This window comes from Acaryochloris marina MBIC11017 (assembly GCF_000018105.1).
Taxonomy (GTDB): domain Bacteria; phylum Cyanobacteriota; class Cyanobacteriia; order Thermosynechococcales; family Thermosynechococcaceae; genus Acaryochloris; species Acaryochloris marina.
Map to the genome: position 1 here is coordinate 167,205 of NC_009929.1, position 18,466 is coordinate 185,670.

16 protein-coding genes and 3 pseudogenes are annotated in these 18,466 nt (G+C 45.8%); 12 read left to right on the top strand and 7 right to left on the bottom strand.

The window, feature by feature from the left end; all coding sequences use genetic code 11:
* Positions 1-4: 4 nt before the first annotated feature.
* From AM1_RS34265 to AM1_RS34275, 4 genes are all read right to left on the bottom strand, one after another.
* Positions 5-904, bottom strand: coding sequence for a sigma-70 family RNA polymerase sigma factor (locus AM1_RS34265; protein WP_012167686.1), 900 nt, complete (start codon positions 902-904; stop codon positions 5-7).
* A 76-nt stretch (positions 905-980) separates the two neighbouring features.
* Complete coding sequence (locus AM1_RS42690; protein ID WP_012167685.1) at positions 981-1,139, bottom strand: hypothetical protein; 159 nt, start codon at positions 1,137-1,139, stop codon at positions 981-983.
* A 321-nt stretch (positions 1,140-1,460) separates the two neighbouring features.
* Entirely contained in the window at positions 1,461-2,288 is an 828-nt protein-coding gene (locus AM1_RS34270; RefSeq protein ID WP_236619049.1) for a DUF6544 family protein, read from the bottom strand.
* Positions 2,289-2,352: 64 nt separating this feature from the next.
* Entirely contained in the window at positions 2,353-3,438 is a 1,086-nt protein-coding gene (locus tag AM1_RS34275; RefSeq protein ID WP_012167684.1) for a medium chain dehydrogenase/reductase family protein, read from the bottom strand.
* 403 nt (positions 3,439-3,841) lie between these two features.
* On the opposite strand from AM1_RS34275, the gene AM1_RS34280 reads away from it, so the two are divergent.
* The 8 genes from AM1_RS34280 (at position 3,842) to AM1_RS34315 (ending at position 11,177) form a co-directional block, all read left to right on the top strand.
* The gene (locus AM1_RS34280) at positions 3,842-4,606 is read left to right on the top strand and encodes a PRC-barrel domain-containing protein (protein WP_010476539.1); all 765 of its coding nucleotides are present in this window, start codon (positions 3,842-3,844) and stop codon (positions 4,604-4,606) included.
* Positions 4,607-4,697: 91 nt separating this feature from the next.
* A complete protein-coding gene (gene groES / locus AM1_RS34285; protein ID WP_012167682.1) occupies positions 4,698-5,009 on the top strand; it encodes a co-chaperone GroES in 312 nt (103 codons plus the stop codon).
* A 28-nt stretch (positions 5,010-5,037) separates the two neighbouring features.
* Positions 5,038-6,648: a chaperonin GroEL gene (groL, locus tag AM1_RS34290; RefSeq protein ID WP_041661416.1), complete on the top strand. Its 1,611-nt coding sequence runs from the start codon at positions 5,038-5,040 to the stop codon at positions 6,646-6,648.
* A 198-nt stretch (positions 6,649-6,846) separates the two neighbouring features.
* The gene (locus AM1_RS34295) at positions 6,847-7,098 is read left to right on the top strand and encodes a DUF1830 domain-containing protein (RefSeq protein ID WP_012167680.1); all 252 of its coding nucleotides are present in this window, start codon (positions 6,847-6,849) and stop codon (positions 7,096-7,098) included.
* Positions 7,099-7,247: 149 nt separating this feature from the next.
* Complete coding sequence (locus AM1_RS34300) at positions 7,248-7,505, top strand: DUF1816 domain-containing protein (RefSeq protein ID WP_012167679.1); 258 nt, start codon at positions 7,248-7,250, stop codon at positions 7,503-7,505.
* A 35-nt stretch (positions 7,506-7,540) separates the two neighbouring features.
* Positions 7,541-8,812 carry an MgtC/SapB family protein gene (locus AM1_RS34305; RefSeq protein ID WP_010476531.1) on the top strand — a complete coding sequence of 424 codons (1,272 nt, stop codon included), beginning with the start codon at positions 7,541-7,543 and terminating at the stop codon, positions 8,810-8,812.
* A gap of 1,255 nt (positions 8,813-10,067) precedes the next feature.
* Positions 10,068-10,322 (top strand): hypothetical protein, encoded by a 255-nt coding sequence (locus AM1_RS34310; RefSeq protein WP_010476529.1) that lies wholly within the window; start codon positions 10,068-10,070, stop codon positions 10,320-10,322.
* A 303-nt stretch (positions 10,323-10,625) separates the two neighbouring features.
* Positions 10,626-11,177: a universal stress protein gene (locus tag AM1_RS34315; protein ID WP_012167677.1), complete on the top strand. Its 552-nt coding sequence runs from the start codon at positions 10,626-10,628 to the stop codon at positions 11,175-11,177.
* A gap of 246 nt (positions 11,178-11,423) precedes the next feature.
* On the opposite strand, the pseudogene AM1_RS40470 reads toward AM1_RS34315, so the two are convergent.
* From AM1_RS40470 to AM1_RS34325, 3 genes and pseudogenes are all read right to left on the bottom strand, one after another.
* A pseudogene (locus AM1_RS40470) lies at positions 11,424-12,332 on the bottom strand (transposase); the annotation flags it as partial.
* 66 nt (positions 12,333-12,398) lie between these two features.
* Positions 12,399-12,713 carry a hypothetical protein gene (locus tag AM1_RS34320; RefSeq protein WP_083776874.1) on the bottom strand — a complete coding sequence of 105 codons (315 nt, stop codon included), beginning with the start codon at positions 12,711-12,713 and terminating at the stop codon, positions 12,399-12,401.
* 254 nt (positions 12,714-12,967) lie between these two features.
* A complete protein-coding gene (locus AM1_RS34325) occupies positions 12,968-13,864 on the bottom strand; it encodes a tyrosine-type recombinase/integrase (RefSeq protein ID WP_012167673.1) in 897 nt (298 codons plus the stop codon).
* Between the two features lie 80 nt (positions 13,865-13,944).
* Here AM1_RS34325 and AM1_RS34330 point away from each other — a divergent pair, with 80 nt between their 5' ends.
* From AM1_RS34330 to AM1_RS34355, 4 genes and pseudogenes are all read left to right on the top strand, one after another.
* Positions 13,945-14,418, top strand: coding sequence for a double zinc ribbon domain-containing protein (locus AM1_RS34330; RefSeq protein WP_041661418.1), 474 nt, complete (start codon positions 13,945-13,947; stop codon positions 14,416-14,418).
* A 4-nt stretch (positions 14,419-14,422) separates the two neighbouring features.
* Positions 14,423-15,426, top strand: a pseudogene (locus AM1_RS44700) (DUF4158 domain-containing protein); the annotation flags it as partial.
* 65 nt (positions 15,427-15,491) lie between these two features.
* Positions 15,492-16,321, top strand: a protein-coding gene (locus AM1_RS40475; protein WP_148216081.1) for an IS1 family transposase whose coding sequence is annotated in 2 segments (ribosomal slippage) — positions 15,492-15,834 and positions 15,834-16,321 — 831 coding nt in all. Because the reading frame shifts where the segments join, the coding sequence is not laid out codon by codon here.
* A 7-nt stretch (positions 16,322-16,328) separates the two neighbouring features.
* A pseudogene (locus tag AM1_RS34355) lies at positions 16,329-18,362 on the top strand (transposase); the annotation flags it as partial.
* Between the last annotated feature and the right edge of the window lie 104 nt (positions 18,363-18,466).

An 18,466-nucleotide genomic window follows, 5' to 3' on the forward strand; every position in this document is an offset into this window, starting at 1 on the left:
TCCTCTATGCCGCCATAAAGTCCTGTAGATTACCCGATTGGAGTAACTTCGATTTTGCAGTCTGTTCGAGTTTTCTCACCCATTCCCGACTGATGCCCATTTGTTGACTGACTCGGTAGAGAGAGCGTTCTCGCCCATCTTCCAGACCATAGCGGAGGATAAGAACAGTGCGCTCATTGTCATTGAGCTGAGCTAGAGCCGACCATAAAGCATTTCGCAAGAAATCTTGTTCCACCACTTCATTAGGACTGGGCATTTGCAAATCTTCTAACAAATCACCTAACTCCATCTCTTGATCCTTCCCTACTCGGATATTCAGGGATTCAGGATTGGATATCTGGGCGGCTTGTAAGGTCTTCTGCAGCTGTTCCAATGTAATGCCTAATTCGGCAACCATTTCCTGGTGAGTGGGGGTGCGTCCAAGGGTTTGGGATAGCTCTCGACGCACTCGTTTGATGCGGTTGAGCTTTTCCGTCATATGCACAGGGATGCGAATGGTATGGGACTGCATTGCGATCGCACGGGTGATAGATTGGCGAATCCACCAGTATGCATAGGTGCTAAATCGATATCCCTTAGCAGGATCAAACTTCTCTACCGCTCGCTCTAGCCCCAAACTCCCTTCTTGGATGAGATCAATTAAATCCATTCCCCGTTTTTGATATTTCTTAGCAATCGTGACCACTAATCGCAGATTGCCACAAATCATCCTGTGTTTTGCCCGCTTCCCCCGTTTCTGTATCTGGTCTAATTCAGCTTGGGAAATCCCTTGCGGTGGGTTTAGAGCTGATTGGATTTGTTGCCCTAATGACACTTCTTCTGCATGGGTCAACAGCGAGTATCCACCCATACGGGTCAAATAAGCCCCAAGAGCGTCTTTATTCGATCTCATGATTGTAAACATATCGATCACCTGTTCGCGTTACTGACTTAAGCTGGTTTGAAAGCGTCGGATTATACGATCGAGCGTCCGCCCATGACTAATGTGGATCTAGGAAGTCTGATTCTGACTCACTTCGACCAAGCATTATGGCAAAGCTCAACAATAAGAACAACGCCATCAATAACCAGCTCAATACCGTGACCCATTCTGGATAGACAGGGTGAAAAAATAGTTTTAAATCGGAGGGGATTCGCATATATCACACTCCTATTCTTCTAATAAAATCCGATAAACTGGCAAAAAAGATTGCCTCACAGCGAGATTCGCCGTTTATCCTCATTTCTACAGTAGAAAATAGTCTTGATATTCTTGTGAGGTCGATAATCCAATCTCTGACTCACCTTCAGGCCACGACAGAGGTTCTATACATCAGTAAAAGGCAGATCCCTCAGCCCATCTAAACTAAAGATTGCGAATAGCTGGCTGAAGTATCTGCCATGCCACATCTAAACCAAGTACTTCAACCAAGGTTCAAGGCTGAACAAAGATCGGCTCAAACTTCAGCTTGGAACAGTGATTAATTGCCTGGATCCGTCTCAAGATGGGTAATGCGTCCCCGCCAATAGGTAAAGGGTCCATCTTCCAATTGCCAGCTCACCTGACCAAAGGTCGGCATATCGTACCCACCCAATGTCCTATACTCGGACACCACACAACTCCAGGGGGTTTCAACGGCTTGTCCTGCAACCATTCTGGGTCGATTCGGTGCAGTGATACTAACGAGGTCACCATTAGGATCAAAATTGTAATGGACTCCTACGTCTGGTTCACTTGTAACCTTTACGGTGAACTCATTCAGTTTGTGCCAATGTAACGCTGAATTATTCAGAAACGCAGCTGGGAAAAAGATCAATTCTGCCAGGTACCGCATTAGCTCCCCTTTATCTGTACTCGGTCCTGCCACCCTTAAAAAGGGAATTGAACCCAACAGCCTTCCTTCCAGCCTCCCTTTACCTTGGACATAGCTGTCCACTACTTCGATATGAATAAAGGGGGCAAGTCGAAAAATGGCTCGCCACACAAACCCCGGTTGTCGAATCGCAAAGTCTTGGGTGGCCGTAAACGGTAGCCACCTTCCCTGCTCGGATAAACGCATTTCACCCGTTTGGTGAATCTGAATAGTGGTGGGACTATCCTGAGATGGCCCTTGGTCTGAGTCTGAACGATGCGATCGCATTGCCAATGCACAAATCAACCTGGGGGGTTGAAGGACCTGTTCATCATTGGTCAGCATTCTCAGAGCCTGGACTTGTTGCTCAATTGAGCGATGAAACTGCCAAGTGGACCCAAAATGCAGAATGAACAAGAGGGCTAGAGCCAATAAAATTGCGAGCCTAAGGGGCACAACAACCTCCCAAACCATAAAAAATAATCATGTTCAGAGGTTCTAAACCATCGGAAAACCGACTTTAACCTCGAGCAGATGGGTGATCAACAGGCGAGGATTTCCTCTCTGGCTTGGATGAATTCGCCCGGAAAGTTTCATCACACAGTAAGACTAACTGACCTCTCACTGCAGCGTGATCCAGTAAGTTATGGGCCACCGCTGCATCTGCTAAGGGTAGGCGATCGGCAATGATAGGTTGAATAGAGCCATCCGCCAGTAGATCCAGAAGGCTCGTTAAATCGTCTCGGAACCAATTGGGTTGACGCCGCTTCAAATCAGTAATGTTGTAAAAAACAGCGCTACGACGATCCGGCCAGATGCTTAACAGAGTCAGAAGGCCCATACTCTCCCCGACTTTCAACAGCCTTCCCCAATGTGCTGATAGCGCTGAGGAAAACCCATAGCTAATGAGTTGTCCCCCAGGCGCTAAAGTTTGGTATGACCCCAGTAAATGACGCCCCCCAATGGCATCAAAGACCACATCCATTCCATTGGGAGTGAGACGACGAATCTGCGGCTGGAAATTTTCCGGCAGATAATCTATCGGAGTGGCACCCAAATTGGCAATGAGATCATGTTTCGTTGTGGAATCAGTACCATACATCTTTAAGCCTGCGAGGTGACCTAACTCCAGGAGCGCAGTTCCAACACCGCCCGCAGCACCGTGAATCAAGATGCGATCGCCGGATTGAACCTTAGCAATTCGGTGCAGTAACTGATAGGCTGTCACGTACTGCAAAACTAGACCGACGGCCTCGGCAACATCCACCTCAGGTGGTACCAGAACACATTCATGGGCGGGTAAACAAACGTACTCACTATATCCCCCCACCACAGTCAGGGCCGCAATCCGCTGACCGATATCCAGCCCCGCGACCCCAGAACCGAGCTGATCAACAATCCCAACTATTTCATAGCCTGGGGTAAAGGGCACTTTGGGTAATCCCAGATAGAGTCCCTCGCGGATCAAAACGTCTGTAAAAGCCACACCAGTTGCTAATACCCGTACTCCCACTTCTCCCGCCCGAGGTTCAGGTCGTTCATCCATAACTATCTCTAAAACATCCGGTCCGCCGTGGCGGGAAATAATCACATGTCGGTAGCGCATACTAACACCTATGTTTGAGGGCTAAATGCTTTACAGTTGAGGGCATCTAGCCTCCAATCTAGAGTGGGATATTGTGAAAATTGTGAGGGCTGTAAGCACCCAATAGCGACGATCTAATCCCCTCACATTGTCTTCAACTTTTCGCTTTAGTCTCATGGCTAGAGAGGATCTGAATTGCCCCTCAAGATTAATCCTTCCCCCTCTTCCTGAGCACATGACGCTTGACTTCAAGCGTTTTCTCGCCATTAAGTTATGGGAATGAAGGATATCTTGATTGATAAAGAATCTTCTCACAGGCTTCCAACAGGGAAAGCGGTCAGAGATGTTAATAATTACCATCGAACGAGCACAACATCGCTGAAACATTACATGTGCTCATTACTGAACGGTCGTGGAGACACCCATGTTCAATATCATCCGTTACAGTCAAATGGTCGGATTAACTGCAATTGGGAACACCACTAATTCCCACCTAGGAAACGTGGAAGAGATCTGGCTTGACGAGTCTGGATATGTCACATATCTATCCAGTCGCCAGCGGTATTGGTCTCTTCGTCAAGTTGCGAGTGTGGGCAAAGAGACCGTGTCGGTTGATCGTCCCCTCATAGTGTCAACCCCACCCCATCTCCATCATGGATATCAACTCCCAGTCCGATCTAGGGTCGGAGAAACGTTGGGCTGGGTAGAAGATTTTCTGTTCGATTGGCATACAGGGGAAATCGTCGCTTATATCTTGGCAGGAGAGATTGCCAGTTACCTAGGAGAACGCGCAATCCTCTTCCCTGGGGATATCGAGAAATACACACCTGAAGCCCTCCTGATTCCAGAAGGAGCAAAAAATCTACTCAAACCGGAGTCAGAAGGGTCAAAGGATTTTATTTGCGAAAAATCTACCGAGGTTAAATTTGTTATCCAGGAGATGACGGATCGCTTACAGCGTTTATTCAACCTAAATGACGGACCATACGAGATTCAGATCAAGATTCAGCAAGTTAGCGAAGCTCTTGCTTCCACGAATAAGTATGATCAGCGCCATTTGGCTGAAGCTACTGAGTTTCTTCAAGGTCAATGGGCTAGTTTGCAGCATGGAATTAGTCGTAACCTCAATCTAGCCCAAACTGCTCTAGAAAAAGCTTGGCAAGAAATTGTGAGTCAGAACAAGCTTTAAAGGTTGATCACGATCTGGATGCCTATCTATTTTTGGTGTGCTGCTCACCCACCCAAATGAACTGACCCCTTTAATTTATGGAGGATTGGATATGTCCACTCTAACCCTCAACGTTTCTACTGTTAGCCCTCTCGGCGACCGTGTCTTTCTGAAGGTAAATAGGGCTGAAGAAAAAACCGCAGGTGGCATCTTAATGCCCGATACAGCTCAAGAGAAATCTCAAGTGGGAAAGGTGGTTAGTGTTGGGCCTGGTTTGAGGTCTGGGAATGGCTCCTATGCCCCCATCGACGTTCAAGTCGGCGATCAGGTGCTATATGCCAAATACAGTGGAACGGATATCAAACTGGGTAATGAAGATTATGTGCTGACCAAAGCTCAAGATATTCTCGCGATTGTCACATAGGGAATCAACGTGTTGGAGGTAAGGAATGATGGCTAAGTCAATTCAATACGATACAGCGGCTCGCCATGCCTTAGAGCAAGGGATCGATCTGCTGACTGAAGCAGTGGCAGTGACCTTAGGACCTAGAGGCCGCAATGTCGTCCTTGAGCAAAAATTTGGTCCCCCGCAAATTGTGAATGATGGCATCACCATTGCCAAGGAAATTGAACTAGACAACCCTTTAGCCAATACAGGCGTAGCCTTGTTGCGCCAAGTTGCAGCCAAAACCAATGATGCGGCAGGGGATGGCACCACCACAGCCGTTGTTTTAAGCCATGCAATGGTAAAGGAAGGGTTGCGCAATATCGCAGCGGGAGCCAATCCAATGGCAATACGACGGGGCATCGACCAGGCCACCCAATTTTTGTTGGATCAGATTGCTGAACATGCACTACCTGTGAAAGATTCCAATGCGATCTCACAGGTTGGGACCATTGCTGCGGGCAATGATGAAACTGTGGGGCAAATGATTGCTGCTGCCATGGCAAAGGTGGGTCAGCAAGGGGTGATTTCTTTGGAAGAAGGCCAATCAATGCAGACCGAAGTCGAAGTCACGGAAGGGATGCGGTTTGACAAGGGGTATATTTCACCTTACTTCGTAACGGATGCCGAGCGAATGGTGACGACTCTGGATGATGCCTACCTATTACTAACGGATAAAAAGATCACCTTAGTGAATGCCTTACTGCCCATTCTGGAGAACGTTACACAAACGGGTAAACCTCTTGTGATAATTGCTGAAGATATTGAAAAAGAAGCCTTAGCAACCCTTGTCCTAAATCAATTACGAGGTACTGTCAGGGTGGCTGGGGTTAAGGCACCTGGATTTGGCGATCGCCGCAAGGATCTGTTAGCTGATATAGCAGTACTCACTGGAGGACAAGTCATCAGCGAAGATACTGGGCTGACCTTAGAAAACGCCACCCTAGAAATGATGGGCCGTGCTCGCCAAGTGGTCATCACTAAGGACCATACCACCCTCATTTCGGAAAGCAATGAAGCTGCTGTCAAAGCGCGTTGTGAGCAAATTCATCGCCTGATAGATGAGACAGACTCATCCTTTGAAAAGGAAAAACTGCATGAGCGTCTAGCTCAGCTTTCTGGTGGGGTAGCTGTAATCAAGGTTGGGGCCGCCACTGAAACGGAAATGAAGGACCGTAAGTTAAAACTAGAAGACGCGATTAACGCAACTCAAGCCGCTGTTGAGGAAGGCATTGTTCCAGGTGGTGGTACAACCCTCGTGCATCTTGCCCCTCAACTTGAGGACTGGTCTGCTGAACATTTGGTTGGTGATGAACTGATCGGAGCCATGATTCTAGTCCGTTCCCTCTCTGCTCCATTGAGACAGATTGTGGAGAACGCGGGTCTGAATGGTGGGGTGGTTGTAGAGCAGGTTAAGACTTTACCGTTCAACACGGGCTATGATGCCTTGAACAACCAGTATGTGGATATGTTTACTGCCGGGATTGTCGATCCAGCTAAGGTGACTAGTGCTGGGTTGCGAAATGCCGCTTCCATTGCGGGTATGGTTCTGACCACAGAGTGCATTATTGCGGAGCAATCTCAGGCCACAACAAAGGATTTAGCGAATGCTGGTTGAGAAAGGAAAGGGTCCGGTGACTGATTCTTTGATCTGATGCTACGACATTAGGATTCCCTTCAATGTCCGATTTGGCCTGTATTCGTTGGCTGATCTTCATGGTTTTCACATAATTATTCCTTAATCTTTGGAATATTGGTAATCATCCATGAGATGGAACGGAAGGAAAAAGTGCCCACATAGATGGAGTGAGTCATCATGTCATCCGCATCAACTGGCGTACTAGATAGGTGTCCTGATATTACAGAACTGCCTGAGAAAGTGATGTGTCGTTATGTCAATGAGATGCAGCGAACCCAAATTATCCGAATTGTCAATATTCCCCAGGACTTCCTCGAGCGAACTGTATTACCAGGTGATCACTTAGTTTTTGAAACCTATCCCGACGCTGAGTTGGAGGTTCATACCTATGAAATGGCCAGTGCTACTTTGACGGCGAAGATTATATGAGATCGCTTGGCCATTCCAACAGTATCGGAAACAACTAGGATGTGTGCTTTATATAAAGAGTTGAATGGGGGATAAAAGGTCCCCTCAGGCCTTTAAACGCAAATGATTCTTGTTCCCACTCTAATAACCTTTGCCACTTAGAACTAGGTATGCTTTGGATCTATTCCCAAAAACAGGCCCCCTTTTGGTGGATTGAAATTGTGACGCTAGAACCACAAAGCACCCTCTACTATGGCCCTTTCAAAACTTCGACAGAAGCTGCAAGTTATCAATCAAACATTATTAAAGACATGAAGGCAATGCCTCAAAGAATTACTGTCACAATCCGCACATGTCAACCAGAAATCTTAGCCATCACCAATATTGAAGACCCGAATAGAGAACCCCCTTTCCTACCCGAACGATAGCTCCAAAAACGACCACTAATACTTCAACGAGAAGTATGGATACTCAACATCTAAAATTCATCCCTCAGAGCAACGTTTTTAAGCTGCTATGGGTCTTATTCTTATCTTTTCTAATTGGATTGGAGCGAGAAGGACATCATACTCAAACAGGTCGCTATGCTTTTGGTGGAGTTCGTACCTACCCAATGATTGGATTAGTAGGGTACTGCATCGCCTTTCTGACGAACGGTCAAAGTATCGCATTGGGAATGGGTTTTCTAGCCATTGCTGGTCTGATGGCTCTTTCGTATTGGCATAAGTTGCAAACAGTAGAAAATGCAGGGGTAACTTCAGAAATTGCTTGCTTAGCAACCTATTTGGTGGGTGCTCTTGTCTACTTTGGTCACTACTGGGAAGCCGCAACCTTAGCGATTACCAGTTTATTTTTATTGGAATTAAAGTCTGTTTTAGAAAAGTTGGCTACCCAATTTTCTTCAGAAGATATTCTTACATTAACCAAGTTTTTACTACTGACATTTGTGATCTTGCCAGTTCTGCCCAATCAAGCCTATGGCGAGTTTCAACTCAATCCCTTTAAGACTTGGTTAGTCGTCATTGCTGTAAGCGGCATCTCCTATGCCAGCTATCTGTTGCAGCGTGCATTTCAGGGGAGAGGGACTCTGATTATTATTGCGTTGATTGGTGGAGCTTATTCTTCAACCGTTACAACCGTGGCCCTTGCCAAACAATCCACCTCAGATCCTCTGCCAAGAAGGTATGCAGGAGCAATTCTCATCGCCTCAGGGATGATGTATTGCCGCTTGATCGTTTTAACGGGTATCTTCAATAAGTCTCTTGCAGCCCTCCTATGGGGACCTATGAGTCTCGTGGCAAGCATCGCTATTTTAGGAGGTGGAATATGGTTAATATTTACAGGTCGCTCAGCTAAGGTTTACTCAGTCCGAGCAACATCTCAAAATCCACTTGAGCTAAGATTTGCATTACTCTTTGCAGGGGTATTTGTGATGTTGCTAGTTTTGACACACTACGCAATTGAGGTTTTGGGTCAAGCGGGCATCTACACCCTAGCTGGTATTTTGGGGTTCGCGGATGTAGATCCTTTCGTCATGGGTATCACCCAATCTGCTGGTCAGTCTACTGCGCTAAACATTAGTGCGATCGCTATTTTAATAGCCGCAGCTAGTAATAGTATCGCGAAAGGTATATACACATTGGGTATTGGTGATTGGAAAGTAGGGAAATCAAGCCTTATTTTACAAAGTATTCTAGCTTTGATCAGCTTACTTCCTATTTTATATTTGAGGTAGAAAATGCGAGGTTACTAAAACTATTAACGCCACTATTTTGATTGAAAGTCTTGACAGTTTAGTGCATCGCTTGTTAGGACCCTTCCTGGGTGAACAGCACAACTAAGGTATGCATTTCGATTGTAAAACTTACACTTTAGACAATGATTACAACTATCTTTTCGCAAATATACTAAAGATCTGCGAAAGAGCTTAATAAAGTTTGGGGAACAGCAAATCAAGATCACCACTAAAATCGCTATTACTATTCCTAAATTAATAGAAGAACTGACATGATTATCAGATACTTCTCTAGGATTAGGAATATCAAGCTGGTTCACTAAAATAATTTTCCTAGATATTTGCTCTTGTTCAACCAGTATTTTAATCAAATCTATTGTGTATACCATGATTACATCCTGCTATTTACTTAGAGAAATTATCTTTTCAGTAACTAGTATTCTTCTGAAATAGTTAACAATAACTTTCTTGCGTCCTCGGCATAAACCAGACAGTTACGATAAGCATCACTTTCTGCCTGTTATAAGTTAGACATTGATAATAAAAATATATTTGTAAAATTTGAAGTATTTGTGAGAAAGCAAGAATGAAGTGAGCACTGATAAAGATATAGATAGTGCGTCTCTTGGCTGATGATTTATAGCTATAGGAATAAAAGGAACTTTAGCTTTCTTCTCGAATTATTAGATGACACCGATATATTTCTCATCAATATTTGGAGGATTAAATACTATATTTAATTTTAATAAATATAATTATACTGTTGAATAATATTTTTAGTGGCGGCAGATTTCTACTATGTCTCACAAAACCTCCAAGTTCTTAGAATAGACTAGGTACTAATCAATTCAAAGATTATGTGTAATTAGCTAAGCACGTCTAACCGAAAAGAATTGTTTAGGGATTCAGAGTTATGAATACTAATGATCTTGCATAGGATCCTTAGCCCAAAATAATAGTTATCCTCCGTTATAGAGATAAAATTCTTTCTTGACATGTGTACGTTGGTTTTTTTCTTCCTCCTATTTCTATGTTTCAACTTATTCTCCATGGCACCTTTTGAGCCTATATAAGAATTGGAATTCAAGCTTTACTTAACCAAGGGATAAGCAAAAAAATATCCTATGCATCTATGACAAATACCTAGGTTATATATATGTATATTTCTATAATTCAATACTATTGGAAATTAAGAAATATTTTCTGGATATCTAAAAGCAGATGATGGTCTTTTTTAAAGAAACAATCACTAGCTATGAAAGAAACCAACCAAAATCATCTAATATCAGCCAGCACTGAGCAAAAGATGCTAAGTAATCAAAGAAAGATTTCCTTTGGCACTTCAGTCGAAATCCTGAAAGGACCTTTGCGTGGATGTAAAGGTAAAATCATAGGAAGTACTAATGATGGTGTGTTTTTTATCTTAAAAGATTTTGACTCAGTTCAAAAAGACAACAGCCAGTTTGTAGAGGGTCCTTACTTAGGATGTGAACTTAAGATTTTGAGTTAAATGAATAGTTAAACTATCAGCAGGTAATTTCATAAACACTTTGACATTCACCGATCAATCAACGGCAGGTGAATAATCAGTTCCGCAATTTGTTAGTCTTTTTCCAAGCGTATAAATTAAAATTGAAGCCTACCAAAATAAAAAGTTACTTAGGAATGAAACTTAAGTCAATAGCTCTACAGAATTTGAGCCAGTAGGATCATTTCACTCACAAGATCTTCAAACTATATCAGTAATTTGAAGGTGAGGTGAAAAGGTAATACTATCTTCTACCTTCCACCACTTAAACAGATGGAGGTAATGATGAATAAGAGAATCTTGATCGCCATGGATGATTCTGATTCCAGTGAGTTTGTATTCGAACAAGCATTTCTCATCGCACAAGAACATAAGTCTAGTCTCAAACTACTCCATGTTCTAAATTCTCAAGATCAAAATTTACCTTCCAACAAGACACTTAGTGACCAATTACAATCTACTCAGAAAAATTCAAATGTAATGCCTGTTCAAAAGTCTAATTTCCCTAAATCCAATTCTGAGGGGAGGATTTTAAGGCGTCTAGTTGGTTGTGTAGAGAGAGCCAAGGCTGCCCGTATAGATGCGGACTATATCTGCATAATTGGAGAACCGGGACAATTAATTTGTGACTTAGCGCTATCTTGGCGTGCAGACTTAATTCTTTTGGGTGGAGAAGAACCAGCTAGTGATAGTACACCTTCTCACAATAGTGTCAGAAACTATGTTACACACCATGCACCTTGTTCAGTTGAAGTTGCACGACTTTCAAGGAATCAACAGCCATCAAACTCACTAGAAAATGAGGTTCTTTATTCACATCTTTCTGGTTGGCAATAATTTTAGGTACCCAGAAAATCGAAAAATAAATTCAGTTCCATAAGGGAGGGATTACGATGCTATATCCTTTATATTCCAGCGGAGCGACTTACTTCGTAGTTAAACTGGGTGTTCTTTGTTTAGCCATTTTCGTTTGGGGCTGGGCACATCACACCCCTAAGATTTCTAAGGAAATTTAAAAACTCTGTACTTTAGGTGCAGAGGAAACTCATGGCACTGGTCTATTAATAGGTACACACTTAAACTCTTTTTAGTGAGGAGTTCTAGTGTGCTCAACGGACGAGAACAAAATCTCATCTCCATTGCTAGTGTGGTCTGCTTACTGAGTCCCCAATGGGGTCTAACTTTTGAATCAGGCGTCGTACGTCTAGCACTCTCTGTAACCCCGGCCGCTTCTTCGCATAGAGATTCTGCCGTCTTCGATAAGCACTACATCGTCTCCTCAAGGCAGCATTGTGAGCCTCATTATGATTGGCATAGACCTCAGACCCTGTACTCATAGCGGTAAAGGGATGCTCTGCTTTCACCCACTCTACTCGCCGATTCCCCTGAGACCCTTTAACTTTCATCGCGACTTCTAACCCTTCTCGCTAAACCTTGCGATGCCCATAGTCAGGGTGACACTCCTCACCGTTGAGATAGACACTGGCGAGCTTCCAAAGCTCTTGTCCATAAAGCCTTTCACCTAAGCCTTCGGCACGCTACTCGAACGGTAAACCATCGAATCCCATCACAGGCTTTCACCCACTCCCAAGCCTAGTAAACGCCATTTGCAAAAAGTTGTGTATCCTTGAGGTCAGCTTGTGCTGTCAACCAATAGCGGCTTTCGCGTTCAAGAACGTGGATGTTCCAGCCCTGGGACTAACTGGGGGGAAGATTTTTGCCTACACGAGTGTATACTTCATCCCCTCCTACCGTCACATCAGGGCCTGCTGGAGAGGGGGGTGCCCCGTTCTTTGCTTGGTCTGCTAGGCGTTTTTCTCAACGCATAATGATGGTGTGAGATTTACCGAAAATCCCACCTGTAGCACGAACGCTCATTCCTTCGGTGCGAGCATTGATGGCACAGCTCACCACTGAACTAGAGGTGCGTAAGCGAGCCATTGGGGTATCGGTGCGTTCATTGAAACACCGATTGCAATCCTTACACGGAAATTAATCGAATTTCATGACAAACAAGCAATTTATGTCTGAAATATTAGTTTCTCTAAATGGGCGTAGCTAGTGGATCGGGGATGCCTTAGATTTCGGAATGGTCACCCCTGGGAATAGGGAGTCAAACCGTTCATTGACCCAAGTAAGCCGAAGAATGAGTAGATGATTGAAACCATCCTCACTCCAGCGCATGCCAACCCCCTTAAAGCGCTGTTGAATCAGCCACTTACAAGCACTTTCGACCATTCCTGACCCCAGCGGCATCTGTTGTTGTTCAAAGTGGCGATATCGGATGTGTCGGTGATGGCGCTGGAAATAAGCCTGTACCTGGAGCAACGTCGTAAAAGACTTGCCCGTAAACAATTGTGAGTGAATCAACATCGTCAAGGACCGCAATACGGGGTATGACAACGATTCGTACAAAAACTGATCATAGAGCTGAAAGCTATATCTGATAGCTATTTCAGACAACGGTTTTGTATTTTGAGGTGAGGTAGAAGTTCATATCGTTGTTTTGGACCCGTTTTTAAACTCACTGTTTGATTGCAGAGTAGTTTCAATACTCTGAGAGATCTCCAATATGTTCGGCAAGATGGTCAATTCTGAGCTACCCATGTCATCATCTTGAGAACATCTTATTGAACTGCATTTTCCAAATATTGAAATGCTCTTTGCGCTGCCCCTTTTGCTTGTTCAGATGTGACAGTCTGATATCGAAGGGTGGTCTGGATATGCTGGTGCCCCATTAACGCTCTGAGTTCCTCCAACCCCATTAGTCCCACTCGCTCTGTCGCAAAAGTATGACGCAGATCGTGCAACCTTATCCCTTGGAGTTGTGGATAGCCTTGAATCGATTGATGCCAGTGATGATGGGCTGTTCTGTAACTCAGACGGGTCACTTGACTCGTAGGGGTCTTTCTAGCCGTGAACAATGCTGGCGAAGGCGTATAGCGATAGTGCTGAATATAGGTCTGCAAGGCTGCAGCTGCATTTTCACTATAAAAGCACCAACGGGTTTTGTTGCCTTTACCCACGACCTGAAATTGCCGTTGCTCCAGATCGACTTCTGCCAAATCCAAGGCCAAAATTTCTGAGATGCGGGCCCCACTGTGATGCAATAGCTTCACCAGTGCATACAAGCGTGCATCGTTATAAACAGCTTGATACAAGGTCGTCAATTGCTCGGGTTTCAAAAACCGAATGGGCTGATCACTTAGATGCTCTCCCTTGGCTTTATCCGGTGAACGATGCTCTAACTGGGCAATGGGATTGCTGCGAATATACCGTTGGCGCACAGCAAAGTTGAGTAAGGCCTTGAGGGTGGCTTGATGCCGATGGTGAGTCGTGTAAGACAGGTGCGTCAGGCTATTGAGATACTCAGACAGGATGTCAGCATCTAATAATTCCACTGACCAGCTGCCATATCGCTTCAGTAACGGCATCAAGGTCAGTTCATAGGAGCGGGCTGTGCTCGTAGCCAGATGGGGGCGATCTAAAAACTGGGTTGCCACGGTGGCTAAAGGCTGATTCATCTGGAGCTTTGCTTAAATCTAAAGACTCACTTCGCCTCATGCACTATACCTCTGGGGAAGAAATATCCAGTGATAAATCCATGCAACCTTTAGAATCCGATTCCCTCCCCCTTGCCGATGAATCCTTGGCTGAGTATCTTCGCCGTCTACGAGTCAGACTCGGTCTCACCCAGAAGGAAGTCGCTCTCAAGGCCAATATTCATGCCCAAAGCTTGGGTAAGCTGGAGCGCGGCAAAACGTTGTCCCTCAATCATAAAACTCGTCAGGGCTTAGCTTGTGCCTTACAAATTCCACCTGATTACTTGGATTCCATCAGCCGAGGTCGAGCCATCCAAGCCACGCAAACTTTGAAATTCTGCCCCCAGTGTTGGCGCATAGGCAGTGCTCCAGAGCCGCTGTGGATGGACCTCAGATCTAAACACTGTTTTGCTTGCGGCACTCGACTACAAGATCGCTGTATCAGCTGCCAAGAACCCATTACCTCCCTCAAGCATCGTTTTTGCCCCTATTGCGGAACCCCCTATCAAACCCAGCAGCAGATCCAAGGAGTTTGAGGTCGTGGCCAGTGTACATGAAACCGCCTATCCACGTTTGAAACGGAATCCTTCAGATCAAGACCTTTCAGCTATCTACACTCCCACTAAAGAGGAAATGGCGCTAGCGCAGCACCTCACCCGTAGTCCTCAAACTCAATTGGGGTTTTTGGTGATGCTCAAAACCTACCAGCGCTTGGGCTATGCCATCAAGACCAGTGATGTGCCCGCTGCTGCTGTGCGTCACATCGCCACTATAGTTGGCCTACACGGTTTCCAACTGGATCTGACGACTTATGATCGCTCCCCCACACGCTACCGGCACCTGAATATTATTCGGGGGTATCTACAAATCACCAAGTATGGTCCTCAAGCCAAAGCGGTCATTGAGGCGTCCATGGAAAAGGCCGCAGTGACGAAACATGAACTCGCTGACCTCATCAATGTGGCCATTGAAGAATTGGTCCGCCATCGACTGGAATTACCCGCTTTTATTGCCCTAGATCGCGCAGCCCGTCAGGTCAGACAAGCCGTATCTACTCAGCTGTAAAACAAGTCAGTCAGGCCTTAAAGCGGACGGAGCGGGTGAAGCTGAATCGGTTGTTTTTGTCGGCTTCTCTAGCAGAGAAATCGTTATGGAACCGCTTGAAGGAAGACCCCGGCAAACCCTTGCTCTCGCGGCTGCAAGAGTGGATTGAGCGATTGGAATGGTTGGCTGATCTGCAGATCCCAACTTCCGGTTTGGAGGATATTCCCGCCGTCAAGATCAAGGCCCTCGCCGCAGAAGCCCAGTCTTTAGATGCCGCTCGCATGAAAGAAATGAGCGATGCTAAACGCTATACCTTAGCCCTGGCCTTGCTATCGACTCAATATGCCAACACCCTGGATGATCTCGCGGAGATGTTTATCAAACGGGTCCGCCAGCTCCATCACAAGGGGGCAGAAGCCCTGAGTGACTATCGTCGCAGGACGCAAGCTCGCACGGATGAACTCATCGATATCTTCTTGCATGTTCTATTGGCCTATGACTGGTCGTGCATCAAAAAAGAGTGGGTTTGTTAAACCTATAGGGAGTTGAGTTTTCCTATCCGCTGATGCAATGTCCTCTATGTGATCATCCAACAACCCACAAACACGGTAAAACCAGTAAAGGCAGCCAACGTTACCGTTGCCCCCACTGTCACCAAACCTTCAGTGAGACCTTTGATACCCTTTATTATCGCCGTCAGATCTCTTCTGAAACCATCCAGGCCATCCTTCAATCTCATGCTGAAGGCAGTAGCCTGAGGGGCCTATCCCGTATCACAGGTGTGGCTTACAACACCTGTGTGAGTGTGATTCGTTCAGCGAGCCAAAAAGCCCAAATGATTCATAACCAAGAAGTTCAGGCCGTTTCGACTGACGTCATCAATGCGGATGAGTTGTGGTCCTTTGTCAAAAAAAGCAAAAGCACTGTGAACCGGAAGAGTTGAGCGTCGGCGATTGCTGGATAGCCTTGAGTCTCGCCAAAGACAGTGGCCTGGTGCTCAGTGGCCGTATTGGCAAACATACCGACGAACTCGCTCAAAAATTAATTGAGAATACCGAGGGCAAGACCGTCTGTCACCATTGGCAAACCGATGGCTGGGAAGGGTATTCACGACAATTAGCCGATGAGGTGATCCATCACGTGAGTAAAGCTCTGACACAGCGCTTAGAGCGGACCAATGGCATACTACGTCAACAGACTGGTCGCTGGCATCGGCGTCAGAACAAGTTTGGTAAAGTCTGGCAACAGAGTGCAGTGACCTTAAGACTGGTGCTGACTTATTTCAATTGGATCTGGTGCCACTCTCGATTCAAGAACACGGCTGCCCAACGGGCTGGACTGACGGAGCATCCTTGGGGATGGCAAGACTTAGCCACCTACCCCACACTGTATTGATGCACAATCCTATGACTCTGAAGGCCGGATCACCACACGCTTCAAGTCGATGAAAATTGTGATTGGGGATGATCCACAACCGCTCATTGACGATTGCCAAGAGCACTTAGCCTACGTGGGCAACAACTACTTCTCTTTTTTGACTCGTTTCTATCGTAGCCATCGAGCCGTATTCTTCCGACTCCTAGAGCAACTTCCCTTGTGCTCTAGCACCCAGGACCAGTCTTTAATCAACGCGATTGAATTTATCAAAGCCCATGGGTCCAAACGCAGTAAATGGGTGCCGATGACCCAGATCGTCAATCAGGGTCCCCCTGATGAAGCGGTTGTCCCGTTGCTGGATCTCAGTTGGGTGCCTAACAAGTGGCGGTCGTTGATCACTGACCCGCAACAGACTACGCCCACTAAAATTCATCGCCTCTACTTTGAGTTGTGCGTGTTCTCTCATATCAGTCTGGAACTGCAGTCGGGGGATCTGTATATCCCTGGCAGTAATGAATTCGGTGACTATTACAGCCAGTTGATTTCATGGGAAGAATACCAGGACTCAGCTGAAGAGTATGGCAAGATGATCAATCTGCCAACGGAGGGTAAGGCCTTTGTTCAAGAGATGAAGCAGCGGTTGCGAGCGGCGGCCAAGACGGCAGATCAGGCCTTTCCCACCAATGCTCACTTGAGTTTCAAAAAAGACCGTCTGGTGATCCATAAACGCCAACGTCAATTACCTGAAGGATTGGCGGAAGTGAAGGCACTCATTGAACGGAAGATCAAACCCGTCTCTATTCTGGATGTGCTGTGTGACACCGAGAAATGGCTCAACTGGACCCAGTGCTTCGGGCCCCTATCTGGCTTTGATACCAAGATCATAGATCCGGTCGAACGCTATATCACCACGACATTTTGCTATGGCTGCAACATTGGCCCCAACCAGCTGGCACGGTCACTCCCTGGAACTGACCGTCGCCAAATTTGGTGGATTCATCATCGCCATATCAGTGAAGAGAAAATACAACAGGCCATTACTGGGATTATCGATTCCTACAATCGCTTTTCGCTTCCCAAGGTTTGGGGGTCCGGCAAACAGGCTTCAGTGGATGGTACCAAGTGGGATATGTATGAGCAGAATCTATTGGCGGAATATCACATCCGCTATGGCGGGTATGGCGGCATTGGCTATTACCACATCAGTGATACCTACATTGCTCTGTTCAGTCACTTTATTCCCTGTGGTGTCTGGGAAGCCGTTTACATCCTCGATGGATTGCTCAAGAATACTTCCGAGATCCAACCGGACACGATTCATGGTGATACTCAATCCCAAAGCTGTACGGTGTTTGCTTTAGCGTTTCTATTGGGCATTACGCTAATGCCCCGCATTCGAGGCTGGCAGAGCTTAGCGTTCTATCGACCGTCTCGGGGCACCCGCTACAAGCATTTGGACAGCTTGTTCACCGAAGTGACGGACTGGGATCTGATTGAGACACACCTGCCGGACATGTTGCGGGTGGCGTTGTCCATTAAGGACGGGAAAGTTCAAGCCTCTACTCTGTTGAGAAAGTTGGGAACCAATAGCCGTAAGAATAAGCTATTTCAAGCCTTTCATGAACTTGGAGGTGTCTTGAGAACTATCTTTTTACTGCAGTACATCAATGATCCTCAAATGCAGGAAACGATCCATGCTGAAACCAACAAGTGCGAGGCATTTAATCGCTTTATTAAGTGGCTCGCTTTTGGCGGTGAAAACCAAGTCCTCTCTAGCAACAACCGGGCTGAACTCCGAAAGCGCATCAAATACAATCACCTGGTGGCCAACTGTCTGATTTTCTACAACGTTTCAGAGATGAGTCGCATTCTCAATGAGGAAGCTCAAAATGGCCGCACGTATGATGCAGAGGTATTGGCGTTACTGAGTCCTTATTGGATGGACCATCTCAATCGGTTCGGAATATTCTTCTTAGATGAACAGCGAAATCCACCACCGATCAATTTCGAAATTCCAATTGCTCAAAAAGAACAAGAGGCAGAGCCTATGTTGGTGTAGCCGGTGGCTAAAACTATATTTGTCAGTTGGCAAGAGAGTTTAAGAATAGGACATCAGTACCGAAATTGACTTCGTATTTTGCCAAAGCCCTAAAATCGTCGCCT